This is a genomic window from Streptomyces sp. CA-249302 (assembly GCF_050936785.1).
Classification (GTDB): Bacteria; Actinomycetota; Actinomycetes; order Streptomycetales; family Streptomycetaceae; genus Streptomyces.
The window spans coordinates 983,123-1,003,546 of record NZ_JBNJMG010000001.1; the positions used below are offsets into that span (position 1 = coordinate 983,123).

The following is a 20,424-nucleotide window of genomic DNA, read 5'->3' on the forward strand; positions in this document are numbered from 1 at the left end:
CCCCTCACTCCCGGCCCGCTTCCACCCGCCGGACGCAGGCCGGGTGCGGAGCGGGACCGAAGCACGTCGTCCAACCGGACGGCACCGCACGCCAGGACGGCCACAGCGACAGCTCGCCGTGCGCGTTCTCCAGCACGAGGTGGGTGTCCGCACCCTCGGGGCCGGGATCGAACGGGCCGGGCTGCGCCGTCATGCGTCGAGCTCCTTGAGCCGGGCGGCGAGCACGGCCGCGATGTCGTCGAGATGGCGGTCCCGCATCAGCTGCGGGTGCGTGCAGTCCAGGTCGTGGTTGAGGATCGAGCCGCTCACGTGCGGCTGCCACGCCACCCGGGTCAGCCAGTCCTCGACACGCGGGGCAGCCGCGGTGAAGAACAGCACGTCGCCCTCGTAACACCGGTGTTGGTGCTCCCGCATCATCCGGGCGTGGTTGGGGACGATGTCGACGATCCGCGACAGGGTGCGCTCGGAGAGCCCGGCAAGGGGGCTGCCCGCGCGGCGCAGGGTCGCGAGTACGTCGTCGCGGTCGCGTTCGTCGGTGCGGTCGAAGCCGGCCATCCGCAGGACCGCGGTGAGCGCGTCGCCCTCCTCGGGCGCGGGCCGCTCCCGCCACTGTTCGGCGGGGAACGCGTCCAGCAGGGCGAGGAGTTCGACCTCCTGCCCGGCATCCTGGAGCAGGACGGCCACGGTGTGCGCGAGGACCCCGCCGACCGACCAACCCAGCAGCCGGTACGGCCCCTGCGGCTGCACCTCGCGGATCCGCCGGACGTAGTCCTCGGCCTCCTCCTGCAGGGAGGCCGGCAGCGGTTCGGCGCCGACCAGGCCCCGGGCCTGGATGCCGTAGACCGGCCGGGTGGGGCCGAGGCGTGCGGAGAGTCCGGCGTAGCACCAGGAGATGCCGCCCGCCGGGTGGATGGCGAACAGCGGCGGTCCGTCTCCGTCCGCGCGCAGCGGTAGTACGACGTCCAGGGCGTCCCCGGCAGCCGGTCCGGCGGCGTCCAGTCGGGCGGCCAGCGCCGCCGGTGTCGGCGCCTCGAAGAGGGAGCCGATCGTCAGCTCGGCGCCGAACTCCTCGCGCACGCGCGCCACCAGCCGGACCGCGAGCAGTGAGCTGCCGCCGAGGTCGAAGAACGCGTCGTCGGGGCCGACTTGTCCGACGCCGAGCACCTGGGCGAACAGTGCCGTCAGCGCCTCCTCGCGCGCGGTGGCCGGGCGGCGCCCGCCCTCGTCGCCGGCGAACACCGGCGCGGGCAGCTCGCGGCGGTCCAGCTTCCCGTTGGGGCTGAGCGGGAACGCGTCGAGGGCGACGACCGCCGCCGGGACCATGTGCTCCGGCAGCTCGCGCGCCAGCGCCGTCCGTACGACGGCCGGGTCGGCCCCGCCTGTCACGTAGCCGACGAGGCGGTCCTCGTGCACGAGCGCACACGCGCCGTCCACGCCCGGCAGGGCGGCCAACGCGGCCTCGATCTCCCCGAGTTCGATGCGCTGCCCGCGCAGTTTCACCTGGTGGTCGGTGCGGCCCAGGTACTCCACCTCGCCCGCGTCGGTCCAACGGGCCAGGTCGCCGGTGCGGTACATCCGACCGCCCGCCGGGCCGAACGGGTCGGCGACGAACCGGGTCGCCGTGAGCTCGGCGCGGCGCAGATAGCCGTCGGCCAACTGCACGCCAGCCAGGCACAGTTCGCCCGGAATTCCGGGCGGGCACGGCTGTAGCCCGGCGTCGAGCACGTACAGGCGGGTGTTCCACACCGGCCGCCCGATCGGCACCGGACCCGAGTCGCCCGGCGTGCACGCGTGGTACGTGACGTCCACGGCGGCCTCGGTCGGCCCGTAGAGGTTGTGCAGCTCGACGCCCGGCAGCGTGCGGGCGAAGGCGTTCGCCGTCTCCCGGGGCAGGGCCTCGCCGCTGCAGAACACCCGGCGCAGGGTGGCCCGGCACTCGGCCGCTTCGGGCTCCGACAGGAACACCTGGAGCATCGACGGCACGAAGTGGCAGGTGGTGACGGCCTGTTCACGGATCAGCCGGGCCAGATAGGCCGGGTCCTTGTGACCGCCGGGCTCCGCCACGACCAGGGCCGCACCCTCGCGCAGGGGCCAGAAGAACTCCCACACGGACACGTCGAACGACGACGGCGTCTTCTGCAACACACGATCCTGCGCGGTCAGCCCGTACTCGTGCTGCATCCAGCGCAGCCGGTTGTCGATCGCCCGGTGCGGTACGACCACGCCCTTCGGACGGCCCGTCGACCCGGAGGTGTAGATGACGTACGCGGGATGCCTGGGGGTGAGCGCCCGTGGCGGGTTCACCCGGAGGTACGACGAGACGTCCAGCCCGTCCAGCGGGACGAGGGGGGTTCCGGTGTCCTCGGGGAGGCGGCCCGCGCGGTCGGTGATCGCACACACCGGTGCCGCGTCCTGGAGCATGTACGCCAGTCGCTGGGCCGGATAGTCCGGGTCGAGCGGCAGATACGCGGCGCCCGCCTTCAGCACGGCCAGCAGCGCCACGACCAGTTCCGGCGAGCGCGGCACCGAGACCGCCACCACGGCACCCGGCCGGGCGCCCACGGACTGGAGGTGGTGGGCCAACTGGTTGGCGCGGGCGTTGAGTTCGGCGTAGGTGAGGGAGATGTCGCCGTACACCAGCGCGGTCGCGTCCGGGGTCGCGACCGCCCGCGACTCGATGGGACCGACGAGGGTGGTCGGCGGCAGTGCTCGGTCGGTGTGGTTGAACTCGTCCAGTACGAGGGCCTGTTCGGCGGGGGTGGCGATGGTGTGGGCGGCGAGCGGGAGTTGGGGGTCGGTGTCGGCGAGCCGGTCCAGGAGGTGCAGGAACCGCTCCTGGTGGACGGCGAGTTCGGTCTCGCCGTAGAGGGCCGGGTTGCCGTCGTGGTCGATGCGCAGGCCCTTGCCGTCGGCGCGGTCGTAGATGTTGACGGTCAGGTCGTCGACCGGGCCCGCGGAGAGGTTGCGGGCCTTGGCGGGGGCGCCCGCGAAGTCGACGCCGTAGTCGAAGGGCATGACGTTGACGAGCGGTCCGACCAGGCCGCGGTTCTCGCCGAGCAGGCCCAGGTCGCGGCGGATGTCCTCGTAGCGGTAGCGCTGGCGCCGGCGCGCCTCGCGGATGCCGAGCACCACCTGCCGTACCAGCTCCGCGAAGCTCGCCTCGGGCGGGACGGTGAGGCGCAGCGGGAGGACGTTCATGACCATGCCCGGCACGCGCAGTGCCACCGAGCCCATGCGGCCCATCAGGGGCAGGCCGAGGACGACGTCCGGCTGGGCGGTGGCGCGGGCGGTGCAGAGGGCCTGCGCCGCGATCAGGACGTCCGGCCAGGTGGCGCGGAGGCGGGCGGCGAGGTCGCGCAGGCGGTCGGTGGTGTCCGGGGCGAGGTGGGCCGTATGCCGGTGGAAGGAGCGGGACGGCAGCGCGCCGCGGCCCGCGAGGCGGGGTACTTCCGGGCGGTCCGCGAAGGCCCGCGTCCAGTGGGCTCGGTCCGCCTCGAAGGCGGGTGACGAGCGGTAGGCGGTGTCGTCGGCGACGAGGTCGGCGAGGCCGCCGAAGGTGCGTGGGGGCGGGTCCTCGCCGCGGGCCAGCGCCGAGTACACCTCGGCGGTCCGGCGTACGAGGAGCGAGTAGCCGTAACCGTCCATGACGAGGTGGTGGATGCGCTGGTACCACAGCCAGCGGTGTTCGCCGACGCGGAACAGGGCGTGCCGGAAGAGCGGGCCGGTGGCGAGGTCGGTGGGTTCGGCCAGGTCGGCACGCATCCATGCCTCCGCCTCGGCCTCCGTGTGGAGTTCGCTTACGGTCAGGGGCAGTTGGACCGGCTCGGCGATGTGCTGGCGCGGGCCGTCGGGCGTGTCCTGGATTCGGACGCGCAGCGCTTCGGCCTCGTCGGCGACCCGGCGCAGTGCCTCGGCGAAGAGTTCGGGGTCGATCGGGCCGTCGATCTCCAGGCACTCGGCGGTGTTCTGCGCGGGGCTCAGCGGATCCAGCGCCTGGGCGTACCACATGCCCGACTGGGCTGCTGTCAGCGGGAGTTGGGCGGTGGCGGTGAGGGTGACGGTCATGCCGTCACCCCCAGCAATGCCGCCCAGGCGTCGATGGCGGGTCGCTCGGCGAGGTCGGCGAAGTCGGCGCGGGCGCCGTGCTCGCGGCGCCAGCGTTCGAGGAGGGCCATGATGCGGACCGAGTCGAGGCCGTGGTCGAGGAGGTTCTGGTCGACGGGTATGTCGGCGGGCTGTTCGCCGAGGCTGTCCGCGACGTCCTGCCGCATCAGGTCGAGGGTGAGGGCCATGCTCAGACCTCCGTCAGGAGCGCGTCGGTGGTGGTGACGACCGCGCAGCGGCCGGCGGCCCAGCGCAGGGCCAGGTCGTGGTCGGCCCGGGAGAAGTCGGCCACGGCGTCGGCGACGACGAACGCCCGGATGTCGCGCATCCACGCGTCGGCAGCGGTCATCAGCACTCCGATGTGCGCGTAGACGCCGACGATCACCAGCTGGTCGCGGCCCGACTCCCGTAGCAGTTCGTCGAGTTCGGTCCGTACGAAGGCGCTGTACTTCCACTTGGTGAGCAGGGTGTCGCCGGGCTGGGGAGCGACGGCCTTCGGGACGGCGAGGGCCTCGGCGTCGTCGGCGACGCCCGGGCCCCAGAAGTCCAGCTGGAGGCCGCGTTCCTCGGAGGTCTGGCCGCCGCGCTGGGCGGAGTAGACGACCGGAACGCCGAGGCGGCGGTACTCCCTCAGCAGGCGGGCCGTGTTGTCGAGCATGCCGGTCAGGGGCTGCGCTCCGGCCGGGAAGACGGACAGGAAGTGCTGTTGAAGGTCGTGCACGAGGACCACGGCGCGCGCCGGGTCGACGGTCCAGGACACCCGGTTGGCGGGGAGCTCCGTGGGAGCGGGGAGCGGATAGGGGGCGATGGCGGGGAGTGCCATGAAGGGGACGGCCTTTCGGTGCTCTTGGGCTCAGTGCTGCTCGGCGGTGGTGCGCAGCTGCTTCTTGCTGACCTTGCCGACGCCGGTCTGCGGGAAGGCGTCGACGAACTCGACGAGGTCGGGCACCTTGTAGGCGGCGACCCCGTGCTCGCGCACGAACCGTTTGACGGCGACCGGCCTGAGCGCCTCGGCTCCGTCGCGCAGGATCACGTAGGCGAGGGAGCGTTCGCCGAGGTAGGTGTCGGGGACCGCGACCACGGACACGTCGTGCACGGACGGGTGGGCGAGGATGATGTTCTCGATCTCCTCGGGCGCGACCTTCTCGCCGCCCCGGTTGATCTGGTCCTTGGCCCGCCCCTCCACGACGAGATGGCCGGCCGGCAGGCGACGCACGATGTCGCCGGTGCGGTAGAAGCCGTCGGCGGTGAAGGTCCTGGCGTTGTGCTCGGGGGCCCGCCAGTAGCCGCGGATCGTGTAGGGGCCGCGGGTCAGCAGATGCCCGAACTCCCCGTCGGGGACGTCGTGTCCGGCCTCGTCGACGATGCGGATCTCGTCGTCCGGGGAGATGGGACGGCCCTGGGTGCCGACGACGGTCTCGAAGTCGTCGTCCAGCCGTGTGTAGTTGACCAGCCCCTCGGCCATGCCGAAGACCTGCATCAGGCGGCAGCCCAGCGCCGGCTCCAGTCTCCGCGCCGCCTGCTCGCTGTACTTGGCGCCGCCGACCAGCACCAACTCCAGGCTGGAGAGGTCGTGTTCGCGGGCCTCGGCGGCCTGGGTCCACACCAGCGCCAGCGGTGGCACCAGTCCCGTCATGGTGATCCGCTCGCTCTCCACGAGCGGGAAGGCGGTCGCCGGATCGGGCTTCGGGCACAGCACCGTCGTACCGCCCGCGTACAGGACGCCAAGCCAACCCGGTGAACTCATCGGGAAGTTGTGGGCGGCGGGCAGGGCGACGAGGAAGCGGGTGTCCGCGTCGACACCGCAGATCTCGTTGGAGCCGCGCAGCGAGTACAGGTAGTCGTCGTGGGTGCGCGGGATCAGTTTGGGCACGCCCGTCGTGCCGCCCGACAGCTGGAGGAACGCCAGTTCGTGCGGCCGGGGTTCGGCGGGCGGCCCGGCCGGCTCGCACGGCACCTCGGACAGTGCCGTGTGCTCGCCCGGCTCACCGGCGACGAACACGTGCCGCAGGCTCGGCGTCCGCTTCCGCACCCGGGAGGCGAGGTCACGGTGGTCGAAGCCGGCGTGGACGTCCGGGACGACGTAGGCGACGGCCTCGGCGAAGGAGCAGAAGTGGGCGATCTCCGACTCGCGGTGCGCGGGCAGCGCGTACACCGGCAGTGCGCCGATCCGGAACAGCGCGAAGACCACCTCGACGAGCTCGCCGACGTTGGGCAGTTGTACGACGACCCGGTCGCCCCGGCCGATCCCGCGCGCCGTGAACCCGGCGGCCAGCCGGTCGGCGCGCTCGTCCAGTTCCCGGTACGTCCAGGTGCGCCGCTCGGGCGCCGGATCGACCAGCGCGATCCGGTCGGGGTGGGCGGCGGCCCGGGAGCGCAGCATGCCGCCGAAGGTCTCGCCGCGCCAGTGACCGGCGGCGCGATAGCGCTCGGCGAACTCCTCCGGCCAGGTCGGGGCGTCGACGCCGGGGGTGATGGTCACAGCGAGGCCCCCACCGCGTGCAGGAAGGTGCGGAACTTCGCGGCGGTCTCCGCGGTCTCGGCCTGCGGCGTGGACGCGGCGACCACGCCGGCACCGGCGAACAGGCGCAGCGAACGGCCCTCGGCCTCGGCGCAGCGGATCGTGACGACCCACTCTCCGTCGCCGTCGGCGTCCTGCCAGCCGACCATGCCGGTGTAGGGGCCGCGGTCGAAGGGCTCGGCGTCGGCGATCACGGCCCGCGCCACCTCGGTCGGCGTGCCGCACACCGCCGGGGTGGGGTGCAGGGCGGAGGCGAGGTCCAGCGCGGTCGTGCCCGGGTCGGCGAGTTCGCCGGTGACGGTGGTCGACAGGTGCCACATGGCCGCCGTACGCACGAGTGTGGGCCGTTCCGGCACCAGCAGGCTGTGGCAGTACGGGGCCAGGGACTCGCTTACGGCGGCCACGACCACGGCGTGCTCGTGCAGGTCCTTGGCGGACTCGAGCAGGTCGGCGGCCCTGCGCACGTCCTCCGCGAGGTCGGTGCTGCGGGGCGCGGATCCGGCCAGCGGGTTGGCGGTGAGGTGGCCGCCCCGGCGGGCGACGAGGAGTTCCGGGCTCGCCCCGACCAGGGTGCGGCCGGGGCCGCTCGGCACGGCGAAGGTGTAGCCGGCCGGGTCGCGGCGGGCCAGTCTGCGCAGCATCGTGGGCAGGTCGGGCTCGCGGGACGAGGTCAGCTCCAGGGTGCGGGCGAGGACGACCTTGTCGAACTCGCCGGCCCGCATCCGCTCCACGACGGCGGCGACCGCGGCGCCGTACCGCTCGGGTTCCGGTACCTCCCGCAAGTGCCAGCGGGGTGCCTCCTGTTCGTACGGCACGGGCAGCGAGACGAGCGGGTCCTCGCGCAGCGGGGGCGCCCAGTGGACCATGTCCGGGACCGCGAGGGCGGGCGGGGCGTCGGGGGCGAAGGGCAGACAGCCGACGACGACCGGAGCGGGGGCGCCCGGGCGGCGCAGCGAGCCGAGCACCTCGCGCACCCGCTCCGTCAACGGGCGGCTGTCATGGGGGATTTCGGCGCTGGTGCCGCGGCCCAGCAGGGTGCGGTGGGGCGAGGCGAGGAAGCGGTCGGTGGCAGGGCGGTAGGCCTGGAGGAGCGCGGTCGCGGCGCCGGGGGAAAGCGGCGGGTCGGTGGGGGTGGGGGGTTCGTGCAGGGAGATGGACATGGCTGTCTCCAGTGGGGGGGCGGGGGCCGGTCAGGCCCGAAGGGTGGCGCCTCCGTCGACGTACAGGTCGTGCATGGTGATGTGGCGGGCGCGGTCGGAGGCCAGGAAGACGACGGCGTCGGCGACGTCGGCGGGATCGGCGATACGGCCGAGCGGGATGCCCGTGCGATGGGTGGCGAGGTCGCCCTCGATGACACGCCGGGCCGCGGTCTGCTCGTCGCCCGAGGTCCACAGGGCGCGCTGCATGTCGGTGAGTGTCGAGCCGGGCGAGACGGTGTTGCAGCGGACGCCGCTGGCCGCCACCTCGAGGCCGAGGCACTTGGTGAACATGACGGCGGCGGCCTTCGAGGCGGCGTAGGCGGACATGCCGGCGCGGGGGACGCCGGCCGCGTTCGAGGCGACGGTGACGATGCTGCCGTGGCCGCGCTCGGCCATCCGGCGGGCCGCGGCCCGCGAGACGTGCAGGACACCGTCGGTGTTGACGGCGAAGGTGGCCGCCCAGTCCTCGTCGGTGAGGTCGACGACGTGCGAGCTCCGCAGGATTCCGGCGACGTTGACGGCGATGTCCAGCGGGCCGAGGCTCTGCTCGGTCTCCTCGACGAGCGCTTCCACGGCGGCCGCGTCCGTGACGTCGAGGCGGCGGGCCCGGACCCGGTCGCCATGATTCGCGACAAGGGCCTCGGCGGGGGCCAGGTCCGTGGCGACCACCCGGGCCCCCTCTGCGACGAGCGCCTCGACCACCGCGGCGCCGATGCCCCGGCCCGCCCCCGTCACGAGGGCGAGCCGGCCGGCGAGTTCGGCGCTCACTCGGCGAGCGCCTGCTTGAGCTCGTCGAGGACGACCTCCGCGGAGAGCGGGCCGCCCGCACTGTTCCAGGCCGAGCCCGAGACGACCACGACGTGCTTGTCCGTCTCGGCCTTCAACTTGCCGAAGTTGGCGACCTTCCGGGCCTCGGCGTACGCCTTCGTACCGTCGGCCTTGTCGCCGAGCGTGCCGAAGAACAGCCAGTCGCCGTCGATGGTGTCGAGCTTCTCCAGGGAGACCGGCTCGCTGTGTCCGACGCTGGCGCCCTGCTGGTCCTTGGGCCGGGTCAGGCCGAGCGCCTTGAGCGTGGCGCCGACGACGCCGTCGCCCTTGCCGACGACCGAGGGTGCGCCGTCCTGCCAGCGGATCACGGAGACGGACTTGCCCGCGTTGTCGCCGAGGGTCCCCTTCACGTCGGCGACCTGGGCGTCGAAGGCCTTCAGCCACTTCGAGGCCTCGGACTTCTTGTCGAGGGCGTCGGCGGTGTCGGTGAACGCCGTCCGCCAGTTCTCGTTCTGCTTGGCCGTGAAGACGGTCGGGGCGATCTTCTGAAGCTGGTCGAGCGACTTCTGCGCGCCGACCGTCGCGTCGACCAGGATCAGATCGGGCTTCAGGCTCGCGATCTTCTCCATGTCGGCCTCGGCGACGGTGGCGACGACCTGCGAGTCGGACGCCTTGTCCGCGAGATACGTGGACACGCCCGTCTGGCCGCGGCCCGAGGTGGTACCGACCGGTTCGATGCCGAGGGTGAGCGCGGCGTCCGTGGTCGACTCGCTCAGCGTGACGACCTTCTTCGGATCGACGGGTATCTCGACCTTGCGGCCCTGGGCGTCGGTGAACTGCCGTGTCGTGGCCGCGACGGCCTCTCCCCCGGCGGTGTCGTCGCCGTCGCCACTCCCACAGGCGCTCAGGAGCAGGGCTCCCGACACGGCGGCGGTGCAGGAAAGCAGGACCGACCTGCGAAGGACACGTGCAGAGAACATGCGGGAACAGCTCCTTGAGCGAAGGGATGAACAGAGAGAGGAGAGAAGTGAGTTGAGGGCCGGTCAGGTGGCCGCGGCGCCCAGCAGGCGGACCAGGCCGTCGGCCAGGGCCGGGTGCCAACAGGCGTGGTCGTGGCCGCCGTTGAACTCGTCGAGGGTCACCTGGTTGCCGGACGAGCGCAGCACGTCGTGCAGGGCATGGTGGTGGCCGACCGCGGTGCCTTCGTGCAGGCCGACGTCCAGATGGAAGTTCACGGGGAGTTGCCCGGCGGACGCGAACCGGCTGACGAGCCAGGGCCTGCCGAACACCAGGGGTGCGGGGCCGGTTCGGGGTGGCAACCCGGGCCGCCACCACAGGGCGGCGGACTGGGCGAGGACGTTGCCGAACCGCTCGGGCCGCCGGTACGCGGCGTACAGCGCGGTGACCGCGCCCAGTTCCTGCCCGGCGACGACGGTCAAGCGGGGGTCGGTGGTGAGCGGCAGACGGCCGGCCGCCCAGGGCAGCAACTCGTCGGCGAGGAAGCCCACGAAGGCGTCGTTCGCGCCGAGTTCGTGGTGCCGGACCTGCCGGTCGACGGCGTCCGGTGCCAGTACCGCGAGGGGCGGCAGCGTCCCGTCGGCGATGAGCGCGTCGAGCGTACGACCGAAGCCGAGCCGCCCGAACCACAGGTCGCCGTCGCTCAACACCAGCACGGGCAACGGCGATCCGCTGCCGTCCGTATGCCCCGGCGGAAGATAGATCCAGGTGGCACGGTCGCCGCCGAGCAGGGCCGTGGGCACCCGGTGCCGCTCGACCCGCCCGGCCGGCACGCTGCCGGCCCGGCCCTCCCACGGCTGGGGCGGTGCGTGCGGCAGGGCGAACACGGAGCTCGGCGCGGACTGCCAACGGGCCGGAATACAGCGGGGTTGAGCGGATCCGGCGCCAGGTGCGCGGTCAGCGACCGCAACAGCCGCTGGAGTCGGTCCGGGTCCGTGGGAGGCGCCTTGGCGGATACGTCGGCCGCCAGACCGTAGGAACCACGGTGATCGGCACGCAGCCGCAGGCCCAGATGCCATACGTCGGTGCCGGGCACCTGCTCCAGCATGGACTCGGCGAGGCGTTCACGGTCCCCGGCACCGTCGGCGAGCAGCAGGACCTGCTTGGTGGCGCGATGGCCACGCCAGAGGAAGGTGACGGCCCGATGGCCGGGCTCGTCCTCCGACTCCTCGACCAGAGGGACTCCGAGGCGCACCGCCTCGCTCCAGAACTCGGCTACCAGGAAAGCGTGTTGACCTTCGGCTGCGGTCGCCAACCGGGCCACGAGACGCGCGATACGCGGTCCGGTGATGCGGACCGGCCGCGCGTCGGGGAGGAGGGCCGGCGCGGGGGTGACGGGCATCGGGATCTCCGTGGACGCGAGTCGGGCAGGCGGCATGGCAAGATCTGCCGACGAAATCGTCGACACTCGATCTTAGGTAAGCCTAACCTAAGTTGCCGTCCGCGAGAGCTGCCCGTGCCCCGTCATCCCGGCCGGTGAGCCGTTATTCGCCTCCCGTCTCCCCGGCCTTCTCGTTTGCCTTCTCCTTTGCCTTCTCCGGCAGATCGAGGCTGCTGCGCAGCCGCACCGGCTTCAGCAGCAGGGCGGCGACGACCGCGAGCACGGCCGCGCCGGCCGACAGCAGGAATATCTGTGCCGTCGCGTCGCCGTAGGCGACCTGGACGGTCTCCCCCTTCGCGACCGAGTCCTGGACGTGGCGGGCGAGAACGGCACCGAGGACGGAGACGCCGATCGTGCCGCCGAGGGAGCGGAAGAAGGAGACCGTGGAACTGGCCGCGCCGACGTCCTTGAGCTGAACGGTGTTCTGCACCATGAGCACGAAGTTCTGAAGCGTCATCCCGACACCCATGCCGACGCACAGCATCGACACGCTCAGGAAGACCACGGAGGTCCGGCTGTCGATGGTGCCCAGTCCCGCGCATCCGGCCGCGAGGAGCACGCTGCCGGCGATGACGAACGGCTTGATCTTCCCGCTCCGGCTGATGAGCCGCCCGGCGATGGTGGAGGCGATCAGGATGCCGGCCATCATCGGGACCGTCAGGAGGCCCGCCTGGGTGGGCGTGCGGCCGCGGCTGAGCTGGAAGTACTGGCTGAGGAAGACCGAGGCGCCGAACATCGCCGTACCCACCGCGAGGCTGCCGACGATCGCCAGCGCGGTGGTGCGCTGCCGCACGATGGCGAGCGGCACGACGGGTTCGGGGGCACGGGTCTCCACCCACAGGGCCAGGACGATCAGGGCGAGTCCGCCGGCCACCATGACCGCGGTCTGCCAGGAGGCCCAGGCGAAGGAGTTGTCCACGAAGGACACCCAGATCAGCAGCACGCTGACGCCGGAGGCGATCAGGGCGGCGCCCAGATAGTCGATCTTCACGTTCTCCCGGCGGAGGACCGGGAGGTTCAGGGTCCGCTGGAGCAGCATCAGGGCGAGGACGGCGAGGGGCAGGCCCAGGAAGAAGCACCAACGCCAGCCCAGCCAGGAGGTGTCGACGATGACGCCGCCCAGCAGCGGCCCGCCGATGGTGGAGGTCGCCGTGACACTGCTGAGGTAACCGCTGTAGCGACCGCGTTCCCGCGGCGGGATCATCGCCGCGAGCACGATCTGGACGAGGGACTGGGCCCCTCCCACACCGACGCCCTGGAGGGCGCGGGCGGCTATCAGCTGCCCGGCCGTCTGGCTTGCCCCGGACGCCAGGGCGCCCAGCATGAAGATGGCCATGGCGGCCTGGACGAGGGTCCGCTTGCTGAAGAGGTCGGAGAGCTTGCCCCAGATCGGAGTCGTCGCCGTCGTGGTGAGCAGGGTCGCGGTGACCACCCATGTGTACTGGGTCTGGGATCCGTGCACCGCCCCGATGATCTTGGGCAGCGCGCTGGAGACCACCGTACTGCTGAGGGTCGAGACGAACAGGGCGAGGAACAGGCCGCTCAGCGCTTTCAGCACCTGGCGGCGGGACGTGGGTGAGATGTCCGTGGGACTCGACTCGTCAACTGCGGTGCTCATCAACGGGCTCCAGGCGAAGCAGCTACTAGCTATACACGATGTATAGCGACATCGACTCACCATACACGGCGTATGGTGAACCCATGAGTCGCTCCACCCCACCGCAGACCGCCCCACCCCGCCGGAACCTGCGCGAGGAGCAGAAGATCCTCACCCACCGCCGGCTGCTCGACGCGGCCGTCACGGTGTTCACCGAGACCTCCTTCCTGGACGCCCGGATGGAGGACATCGCCCAGGCCGCCGGGGTCACCCGGGCCACCGTCTACGCCCACTTCCCGGGCAAGGCCGACATCGTCGACGCACTCGTCGAGCGGGTGTACGAGTTGATGGAGGAGGCGTACGCCGACCTGGCCGACCGGCCGGAGTGGACCACGGCCGGCATCCGGGCCTGGCTCGACGGCGCGGAGAGCCGGTGGCGGGAGATGGCACCGATCCGCCGCGTCGCCAACTCGGCGGCACCGACGGCCCTTCGCAGCATCAACGACGGGCGCAAGCAGTACGCCGAGGCGCATGAGCGCTATATCGACCTGCTCATCTCGGACCCGGAGCACTGGCGGGGCGTCGACCCGGCGGAGGCCCGCCAACGGGCGCTGATGGCCGTACTCCAGACCGAATCGTTCTTCTCCGCCTGGATCGCCGTCGGCCTGCCGCTGGACACCGACGATCCGTTGCAGCTACTGGCCGACTCCCTCGGCCACCTTCTCGCTCCCGCGCCGGCGGACGGCCCCCGCCGCTGAGGGGCGACTACCGCTTCTCGGGCGGCAGTTCTCCCTGCGTCGATCCGTCGTCGGGTCCGTGGCCCTCACGGATCGCCTCGGCGAGCACGTCCATGGCCCAGGTGATGGCGCGGGTCGACCGCTCGCCGTCGAAGGCCCACTTGGTCATCAGCCGCTCGTAGGAGGGCACGTTCCACAGGACGTCGAGTATGGCCGCCGCCATCTGGCGCCGGGCCTCCGACCACTCAGCCGTGTGCGGGGCGATGGCGTCGAGGAGGGCGTCGCGGCGGCGCTGGTCCTGGGCGGCCAGCGGCGGTTCCTCCGGGTCCGGGGCGGACCAGCGGGGCACGGCGAAGGAGGACAGGGTCGCGAACGAGCGCGTGGTGACGTCGGCGAGATCGTCCAGTCCGAGCCCGTCGTAGGACAGGCCGGCCTCCTCCTCCAGGCGGCGCATGACGGCGTTGTGCAGTTCGCGCTCGGTGGGGAAGTGCCGGTACACGGTGCGCTCGCCGACGCCGGCCTCCGCGGCGACGGCGCGGAAGGTCAGCTCCTTCCAGTCCCAGACCGGGAAGCCGTGGACGAGCCTGGAGCCGGCCGCGACGATCCGATCCCGGGTCCGGGCGGCGCGCTCCTGCCGGACCGGGCTGTCGTAGCGCCGCCGTTGCCGGGCAGGTTCGTTTCCGTCCGTCCCGGGTGTTGCCGCTGCACTCATATTGGTGGCACCCTACTGTCACGAATTCATCCGACGGTGGATGGACGGTTCGGTGTGGATCTCGGTTTCGCCGATGATACGGCGATCCGGACCGCACCGGGGGCAGCCGCGTAGACCCGGCCTTCCACCCGATCCCAGTACAGGCGACGGCCTGCGCCGAGGCTGTCTCCGGCGTGCCCGGCGCCGCCCCGTGCACGGCAAGCGACGGTAGACACCGGCTGAGGGGAGTTCCCCATGCGACTGCACGACGAACTGCTGGACGCGGCCCGCGCCGACACCGGACTGGACGACTTCGGTGACGACTCCTTCCGCGAAGGGCTGGAGATCCTCGTGCGGTCACTGCACGAGGAAGCCCGCCTCAACGCCCACGGCCAGACCGCGCTGCGCGCCAACCTGGTCCGGCTGCTGACACAACGTCTGCAGATCGAGGACTGGTACCGGCGCCACCCGGAGATCGACGACGAACGGATCGTCGCACCGCTGATCGGTCTCGGGCTGCCCCGCACCGGTTCGACCGCGCTGTCGTTCCTGCTGGCCGAGGACCCGAACGCCAGGTCGCTGCGGATGTGGGAGGCGGAGCGGCCGTGTCCGCCGCCGTCCACCGTCCTCGGAGCCGACTCCCGGATCGAGGCCGGCCGCGCCACCGTCGAGGAGCGGACCAGGACGTCACCGCGGCGCGGGGCACTCGTACCGGCCAGCGCCGACGGTCCGACGGAGTGTCAGAGCCTCATGGCGCTCGACTTCAAGGCCCATATCTTCCAGGCGTACGCCTATCTGCCCTCCTACTCGACATGGCTGCTCGACGCCGATCTCACGTCGACGTACCAGTACGAGGTGCGCGCACTCAAGCTGCTCCAGTGGGGCTTCCCTCAGCAGCCCTGGCGGCTGAAGTGCCCGACCCACCTGCTCTTCCTCGACCACCTCGACCGCGCCTTCCCCGACGCGCGGTTCGTGATGACCCACCGGGACCCCACCGAGGTCGTGGTCTCGGTCGCCGACCTCTACGCCGCGGTGGCCCGCTCGTTCTGCGACGAGATCGACCCGCACTACATCGGCGAACTCAACGTCGAGCACTGGACGGTCGGCATGCGCCGCACCCTCGCGTTCCGTGCGGCGGGCCGTGACGACCGGTTCTTCGACATCGACTTCCGGGCGATGCACCGCGATCCGGTCGGTGAGATCCGCAAGCTCTACGCCTGGCTGGGTGAGCCCGTCACGGAGGAGTTCGAGGCCGGCATGCAGCGGTGGTGGACGGAGAACAGCGAGAAACGCGAGCCGAACACCCACCCCGATCCCGCCTACTTCGGTCTCGACATCGACGGGATCCGCCCGCTGTTCGCCGACTACACCACGCAGATGCGGCGTTGGACCGCGCGCTGAAAGGAGAGCCCCGACATGGCCATCGATCTCACCGGCGCACTGGACGCGGCACGCGAACAGGTCTTCGCCGAACGCCCCGAGAACCCCGAGATGCGGGACTCGGCCAGTATGTGGATCTCCGACGACCGGGGTGAACTGGGCATACCCCGGGTCGCCGTGGAGGCGGTCGCGTCCGACTGGGACGACCACCTGCTCCAGCTCAACATCGCCTTTCCCGACGGGCGGGTCTACCGGCTGCGCGACTCGGGGCGCTCGCACTCCCCGCTGGACATCGACGGCCGCCCGACCGTCCTCGGCACCGGCCCGCTCGCGTTCCGGTGCGTCGAACCGTTCCGCACCTGGACCGCGGACTTCCACGGTACGGCGGCGCGGACCACGACCAAGGCACTGATCGCCGGTGAACCCGACGGGCCGCGGGTCGAGGTGGAGTTCCACGTCGAGGCGACCATGGCGGTGCCCCCGTGGATCCAGGGATCGCTCCTGACGGAGGCCCGCGAGAGGCTGGAGAACTCGGAGGAGGGCGGCCTCATGGGCGGCCCGCGCTACGAGCAGCTCTTCCGCGCGAAGGGGACCCTGCGCGTCGCCGACGAACAGCACGGCTTCACCGGCAGCGGCTTGCGCATTCGCCGCCAGGGCGTGCGCGACCTCACCGAATTCCGGGGCCACTGCTGGCAGTCGGCGCTGTTCCCCAGCGGCCGGGCCTTCGGCTACATCGCGTATCCGCCGCGCGACGACGGGCAGCCGACGTTCAACGAGGGTTTCCTGTACGAGGGAGACGGGCCGCTCATTCCCGCCCGGGTGGTCGAGGCCCCCTGGCTCGGCAGGTTGCAGCCCACCGGCGAGGACGTGTCGGTCGTCTTCGAGTCCGAGCTCGGGCGGACCCGGATCGAGGGCGAGACGGCGGTGTCCACGTTCGACGTCGTCCACCGGCCGACCATGCCCAACTTCCCCGTCCTGTACCAGGGCGGGGTGCGGTATCGCTGGGACGGCGAGGAGACGTACGGCATGCTCGAACGTTCCACCATGCGCGACAAGATCGACTGGTCGTAGCCATGGGGCGACTGACGCACCTGCAGCGCCTGGAGGCGGAGAGCATCCAGATCTTCCGGGAGGCCGTCGCCGAGAGCGAACGGCCGGTGATGCTCTACTCCGTGGGCAAGGACAGCTCGGTGCTGCTGCACCTGGCGACGAAGGCGTTCTATCCGTCGCGGCCGCCGTTCCCGCTGCTGCACGTGGACACGACGTGGAAGTTCCGGGCCATGTACGAGTTCCGGGACAAGGTGGCGGCGGACCTGGGTGTCGAGCTGATCGTCCATCAGAACCCGGAGTGCGTACGGCTCGGCATCAACCCCTTCGACCACGGCTCGTCGACGCACACGGACATGTGGAAGACCGAGGGGCTCAAACAGGCCCTGGACCAGCACGGGTTCGACCTCGCGTTCGGCGGGGCCCGCCGGGACGAGGAGAAGTCCCGGGCGAAGGAGCGGGTGTTCTCGATCAGGTCCGAGCAGCACCGCTGGGATCCCAAGGCGCAGCGGCCGGAGCTGTGGCGGGCGTACAACGTCGGCACACGACCCGGGCAGAGCGTGCGTGTCTTCCCGTTGTCGAACTGGACGGAGCTGGACGTCTGGCAGTACATCGAGCGGGAGCGGATCGAGATCGTGCCGCTGTACTTCGCCGCCCGTCGTCCCGTGGTGGAACGGGACGGGGCGCTGATCATGGTCGACGACGAGCGGATGCGGCTCCGCCCGGGTGAAGTCCCCCGCCAACGGAACGTCCGTTTCCGCACGTTGGGCTGCTACCCGCTGACCGGAGCCGTGGAGAGCACGGCCACCACGCTGACGGGGATCATCCAGGAGACGCTCCTCACCACGAGTTCGGAGCGGCAGGGCCGGGTGATCGACAACGACTCCTCCGGTTCGATGGAGAAGAAGAAGCAGGAGGGCTACTTCTGATGACGGGGCCCGAGGGTAGCGAGCACAGGTCACTGCTCCGCTTCATCACGTGCGGCAGTGTCGACGACGGGAAGAGCACGCTCATCGGCCGACTGCTCTACGACTCGAAGCTGGTGTTCGCCGACCAACTCGCCGCGCTGGAAGCCGACTCGAAGAGGGTCGGGACCCAAGGAGGCGATCTCGACTTCGCGTTGCTGGTCGACGGGCTCGCCGCCGAGCGGGAGCAGGGCATCACGATCGACGTCGCCTACCGGTTCTTCTCCACCGAGCGGCGGAAGTTCATCGTGGCGGACACACCGGGGCACGAGCAGTACACCCGGAACATGGTCACCGGCGCGTCCACCGCGGACCTCGCGGTGATCCTCGTCGACGCCCGCAAGGGCGTGCTGACCCAGACCCGCCGGCACAGCTACCTCGTGTCGCTGCTGGGCATCCGGCACATCGTGCTGGCCGTGAACAAGCTCGACCTGGTGGGCTACGCGCAGGACGTCTTCACCGGCATCGAGGCGGACTACCGGGCCTTCGCCGCCGGCATCGGCCTGACCGACATCACCTGTATCCCGGTCTCCGCGCTTCAGGGCGACAACATCACCGAGCCCAGCCCGCAGACGCCCTGGTACACCGGGCCGACCCTGATCGGTCACCTGGAGTCCGTGGACGTGGACGCCACCGACGACCTGTCCGCCCGCCCGTTCCGCCTGCCGGTGCAGTGGGTCAACCGGCCCGACCTCGACTTCCGCGGCTTCTCCGGGCAGATCGCCGGGGGCACCACGCGGCCCGGCGACCGGGTCAGGGTGCTGCCGTCCGGGCAGGAGAGCACGATCGCCAGAATCGTCACCGCCGACGGGGACCTCGACGAGGCCGGTGCGGACCAGTCGGTCACGCTGACCCTCACCGACGAGATCGACGTCAGCCGGGGCGATGTCATCGCCACGAGCCTCGAACCGCCCGGCGTGGCCGACCAGTTCCAGTGCCATCTGGTCTGGATGAGCGAGGAGCCGATGCTCCCCGGACGGCCCTACCTGCTCAAACTCGGCACCCGCAGCACGGGGGTCGCGATCGACCGCCCGAAGTACAAGGTGAACGTCAACACCCTGGAGCAGACGGCGACCCGCACCCTCCAGCTCAACGAGATCGGCGTCTGCAACATCCGCCTCGACCGGCCCGTCCCGTTCGACCCCTACACCGCCAACCGGCACATGGGCGGATTCATCGTCGTCGACCGCCTCACCCGGGCCACCGTCGCCGCCGGTCTCCTCGACTTCGCCCTGCGCCGCGCGCACAACGTGCACTGGCAGGCCGTCGAGGTGAACAAGCAGGCCCGCGCCCGCCGCAAGGGCCAACGCCCCGCCGTCCTCTGGTTCACCGGCCTGTCCGGCGCCGGAAAGTCGACCATCGCCAACCTCGTCGAGAAGCGACTGCACGACGAGGGCCACCACACCTACCTCCTCGACGGCGACAACATGCGCCATGGCCTCAACAAGGACCTCGGCTTCACCGACGCCGACCGGGTCGAGAACATCCGCCGCGTCGCGGAGGTCGCCAAGCTCATGGTGGACGCCGGGATCATCGTGCTGGCCTCGTTCATCTCGCCGTTCCGGGCCGAACGCCGTTTCGCCCGCGGCCTGTTGGGCGAGGGCGAGTTCATCGAGATCCACGTCGACACGCCCCTGCACATCGCCGAAGCCCGTGACCGCAAGGGCCTCTACGCCAAGGCCCGGCGCGGCGAACTCGTCCACTTCACCGGCATCGACTCCCCCTACGAACCACCCGAGTCCCCCGAACTGCGCCTCGACGCGGGCGGCACCGTCCCCGCCGAGACCTCGGCCGACCTCGTCGTCGCCCACCTCCGCCGGGCCGGCGTCCTGGCACCCCCGCGGGAGGAGCCATGACCACTCGGGACGACCACGAACTCGCCGCCGCGCTCACCGCCGAGGCGGAATCGACCCCTCCCTGCCCGACCCCCTGATCTGCCGCCCGGAACTGTCCGACGCCGTGCTCGACGCCCTCCGGGACGTCTCCCCCGCGCCGGATTCCCGACCCGCAACGAGGTAACGATGCGCTTTCTCTACCACTACCCGGAGACGACCGGCACCGAGCGGGACATGCTCGACGTCGGCTCACTGCGCGAGGTCGCCACGACGGCCGAGCGGTCCGGGTTCGACGGCTTCTGCCTCAGCGAGCATCCGGTACCGAGCGCCCGCTGGCTGGCCAACGGCGGGCATCAGAGCCTCGATCCGTTCGTCGCCCTCGGCTATGTCGCGGCCGCGACGGAACGGCTGCGCCTGCACACGAACCTCGCGGTGGCCCCGTACCGGAATCCTTTCCTGCTGGCCAAGTCGGCGGCGACCCTCGACAAGCTCTCGGGCGGCCGACTCGTGCTGGGGCTGGGCACGGGATACCTGAAGTCCGAGTTCTTCGCGCTCGGTGTCGACATGGCGGAGCGCAACGCCCTGTTCGACGAGGCCCTCGACGTGCTCCCCCTCCACTGGAGCGGCGAACCGTTCAGCTACCGCGGCCGCCACTTCGAGGCTCGCGAGGTCATCGCCCTCCCCCGGCCGGTGCAGAACCCCGTCCCGATCTGGATCGGCGGCAACTCGAAGCTGACCCGGCGCCGCGTGGCGGAGCGCGCACAGGGCTGGATGCCGCTGATCGGACCGCCCGAGCTCAGCGCCACGGCACGGACGCCCGCCATCGGTTCGCTGGCGCAACTGGCCGACATGATCAAGGAGGTCCGTGACGCGGCGCGCGCCGCCGGCCGTACGGACCCGATCGAGGTGCAGTACTCATACCGGGACGCCGCCCTCGCCGCACCGACGTCCGAGGCCGAGGCCGACCGGCATCGCGAGGCACTGTCCGAGATCGAGAAGGCGGGCGTGACCACCGTGCTGGTGTCCAGCCCGACCGCGGAACCCACCGCCACGCTGGAATTCATCGAGGCCTTCGGGGCGACCTACCTCCAAACGAGTCATCGAACCCCCCTTCGGCGATAGACAGAAACGGAGATCCTCATGGACGTGGAGTCGCAGGACTGGATTCAGATGCTCGGTTTC

17 protein-coding genes and 1 pseudogene are annotated in these 20,424 nt (G+C 71.3%); 6 read left to right on the forward strand and 12 right to left on the reverse strand.

Annotation, left to right across the window (positions count from 1 at the left end; all coding sequences use genetic code 11):
- Positions 1-4 precede the first annotated feature (4 nt).
- From ACQEWB_RS04370 to ACQEWB_RS04420, 11 genes and pseudogenes are all read right to left on the reverse strand, one after another.
- Positions 5-193, reverse strand: a complete 189-nt coding sequence (locus ACQEWB_RS04370; RefSeq protein ID WP_432827207.1) for an MbtH family NRPS accessory protein — start codon at positions 191-193, stop codon at positions 5-7.
- Positions 190-4,065: an amino acid adenylation domain-containing protein gene (locus ACQEWB_RS04375; RefSeq protein WP_432827209.1), complete on the reverse strand. Its 3,876-nt coding sequence runs from the start codon at positions 4,063-4,065 to the stop codon at positions 190-192. The genes ACQEWB_RS04370 and ACQEWB_RS04375 overlap by 4 nt, the downstream gene beginning before the upstream one ends.
- A complete protein-coding gene (locus tag ACQEWB_RS04380) occupies positions 4,062-4,292 on the reverse strand; it encodes a phosphopantetheine-binding protein (protein WP_432827211.1) in 231 nt (76 codons plus the stop codon). The genes ACQEWB_RS04375 and ACQEWB_RS04380 overlap by 4 nt, the downstream gene beginning before the upstream one ends.
- Positions 4,293-4,294: 2 nt before the next feature.
- Complete coding sequence (locus tag ACQEWB_RS04385; RefSeq protein ID WP_432827213.1) at positions 4,295-4,927, reverse strand: isochorismatase family protein; 633 nt, start codon at positions 4,925-4,927, stop codon at positions 4,295-4,297.
- 30 nt (positions 4,928-4,957) lie between these two features.
- The gene (locus ACQEWB_RS04390; RefSeq protein ID WP_432827215.1) at positions 4,958-6,586 is read right to left on the reverse strand and encodes a (2,3-dihydroxybenzoyl)adenylate synthase; all 1,629 of its coding nucleotides are present in this window, start codon (positions 6,584-6,586) and stop codon (positions 4,958-4,960) included.
- A complete protein-coding gene (locus tag ACQEWB_RS04395; protein ID WP_432827217.1) occupies positions 6,583-7,785 on the reverse strand; it encodes an isochorismate synthase in 1,203 nt (400 codons plus the stop codon). Before ACQEWB_RS04395 ends, ACQEWB_RS04390 begins: the two co-directional genes overlap by 4 nt.
- A 30-nt stretch (positions 7,786-7,815) precedes the next feature.
- On the reverse strand, positions 7,816-8,592 hold the full coding sequence (locus ACQEWB_RS04400; protein WP_432827219.1) for a 2,3-dihydro-2,3-dihydroxybenzoate dehydrogenase: 777 nt from the start codon (positions 8,590-8,592) through the stop codon (positions 7,816-7,818).
- Positions 8,589-9,572 carry an ABC transporter substrate-binding protein gene (locus ACQEWB_RS04405; protein ID WP_432827221.1) on the reverse strand — a complete coding sequence of 328 codons (984 nt, stop codon included), beginning with the start codon at positions 9,570-9,572 and terminating at the stop codon, positions 8,589-8,591. Before ACQEWB_RS04405 ends, ACQEWB_RS04400 begins: the two co-directional genes overlap by 4 nt.
- A 63-nt stretch (positions 9,573-9,635) precedes the next feature.
- On the reverse strand, positions 9,636-10,436 hold the full coding sequence (locus ACQEWB_RS04410; RefSeq protein WP_432827223.1) for an alpha/beta hydrolase: 801 nt from the start codon (positions 10,434-10,436) through the stop codon (positions 9,636-9,638).
- Between the two features lie 77 nt (positions 10,437-10,513).
- A pseudogene (locus ACQEWB_RS04415) lies at positions 10,514-10,987 on the reverse strand (enterochelin esterase domain-containing protein); the annotation flags it as partial.
- A gap of 106 nt (positions 10,988-11,093) precedes the next feature.
- Positions 11,094-12,608, reverse strand: coding sequence for an MFS transporter (locus ACQEWB_RS04420; protein ID WP_432827225.1), 1,515 nt, complete (start codon positions 12,606-12,608; stop codon positions 11,094-11,096).
- 83 nt (positions 12,609-12,691) lie between these two features.
- Here ACQEWB_RS04420 and ACQEWB_RS04425 point away from each other — a divergent pair, with 83 nt between their 5' ends.
- Positions 12,692-13,345, forward strand: coding sequence for a TetR/AcrR family transcriptional regulator (locus tag ACQEWB_RS04425; protein ID WP_432827227.1), 654 nt, complete (start codon positions 12,692-12,694; stop codon positions 13,343-13,345).
- A 7-nt stretch (positions 13,346-13,352) separates the two neighbouring features.
- Here the strand turns inward: ACQEWB_RS04425 and ACQEWB_RS04430 are convergent, their stop codons facing one another.
- Entirely contained in the window at positions 13,353-14,036 is a 684-nt protein-coding gene (locus tag ACQEWB_RS04430; RefSeq protein ID WP_432827229.1) for a TetR/AcrR family transcriptional regulator, read from the reverse strand.
- Between the two features lie 234 nt (positions 14,037-14,270).
- Between ACQEWB_RS04430 and ACQEWB_RS04435 the strand changes: the two genes are divergently transcribed.
- The 5 genes from ACQEWB_RS04435 to ACQEWB_RS04455 all read left to right on the forward strand — a co-directional run bounded on the left by ACQEWB_RS04435 (position 14,271) and on the right by ACQEWB_RS04455 (position 20,364).
- Entirely contained in the window at positions 14,271-15,416 is a 1,146-nt protein-coding gene (locus ACQEWB_RS04435) for a sulfotransferase family protein (protein WP_432827231.1), read from the forward strand.
- A 15-nt stretch (positions 15,417-15,431) separates the two neighbouring features.
- Complete coding sequence (locus ACQEWB_RS04440) at positions 15,432-16,466, forward strand: hypothetical protein (protein ID WP_432827233.1); 1,035 nt, start codon at positions 15,432-15,434, stop codon at positions 16,464-16,466.
- A gap of 2 nt (positions 16,467-16,468) precedes the next feature.
- The gene (cysD, locus tag ACQEWB_RS04445) at positions 16,469-17,371 is read left to right on the forward strand and encodes a sulfate adenylyltransferase subunit CysD (protein ID WP_432827235.1); all 903 of its coding nucleotides are present in this window, start codon (positions 16,469-16,471) and stop codon (positions 17,369-17,371) included.
- Positions 17,371-19,263, forward strand: coding sequence for a sulfate adenylyltransferase subunit CysN (gene cysN, locus ACQEWB_RS04450; protein WP_432827237.1), 1,893 nt, complete (start codon positions 17,371-17,373; stop codon positions 19,261-19,263). Before cysD ends, cysN begins: the two co-directional genes overlap by 1 nt.
- A gap of 165 nt (positions 19,264-19,428) precedes the next feature.
- Positions 19,429-20,364, forward strand: a complete 936-nt coding sequence (locus ACQEWB_RS04455; protein WP_432827239.1) for an LLM class F420-dependent oxidoreductase — start codon at positions 19,429-19,431, stop codon at positions 20,362-20,364.
- The last annotated feature ends 60 nt before the right edge of the window (positions 20,365-20,424 follow it).

Coding starts and splice junctions, on each gene's coding strand:
- ACQEWB_RS04425 (WP_432827227.1), top strand. CDS start 12,692: ATGAGTCGCTCCACCCCACCGCAGACCGCCCCACCCCGCCGGAACCTG.
- ACQEWB_RS04435 (WP_432827231.1), top strand. CDS start 14,271: ATGCGACTGCACGACGAACTGCTGGACGCGGCCCGCGCCGACACCGGA.
- ACQEWB_RS04440 (WP_432827233.1), top strand. CDS start 15,432: ATGGCCATCGATCTCACCGGCGCACTGGACGCGGCACGCGAACAGGTC.
- ACQEWB_RS04380 (WP_432827211.1), bottom strand. CDS start 4,292: ATGGCCCTCACCCTCGACCTGATGCGGCAGGACGTCGCGGACAGCCTC.
- cysD (WP_432827235.1), top strand. CDS start 16,469: ATGGGGCGACTGACGCACCTGCAGCGCCTGGAGGCGGAGAGCATCCAG.
- ACQEWB_RS04385 (WP_432827213.1), bottom strand. CDS start 4,927: ATGGCACTCCCCGCCATCGCCCCCTATCCGCTCCCCGCTCCCACGGAG.
- ACQEWB_RS04405 (WP_432827221.1), bottom strand. CDS start 9,572: ATGTTCTCTGCACGTGTCCTTCGCAGGTCGGTCCTGCTTTCCTGCACC.
- ACQEWB_RS04420 (WP_432827225.1), bottom strand. CDS start 12,608: ATGAGCACCGCAGTTGACGAGTCGAGTCCCACGGACATCTCACCCACG.
- ACQEWB_RS04395 (WP_432827217.1), bottom strand. CDS start 7,785: ATGTCCATCTCCCTGCACGAACCCCCCACCCCCACCGACCCGCCGCTT.
- ACQEWB_RS04455 (WP_432827239.1), top strand. CDS start 19,429: ATGCGCTTTCTCTACCACTACCCGGAGACGACCGGCACCGAGCGGGAC.
- ACQEWB_RS04375 (WP_432827209.1), bottom strand. CDS start 4,065: ATGACCGTCACCCTCACCGCCACCGCCCAACTCCCGCTGACAGCAGCC.
- cysN (WP_432827237.1), top strand. CDS start 17,371: ATGACGGGGCCCGAGGGTAGCGAGCACAGGTCACTGCTCCGCTTCATC.
- ACQEWB_RS04370 (WP_432827207.1), bottom strand. CDS start 193: ATGACGGCGCAGCCCGGCCCGTTCGATCCCGGCCCCGAGGGTGCGGAC.
- ACQEWB_RS04430 (WP_432827229.1), bottom strand. CDS start 14,036: ATGAGTGCAGCGGCAACACCCGGGACGGACGGAAACGAACCTGCCCGG.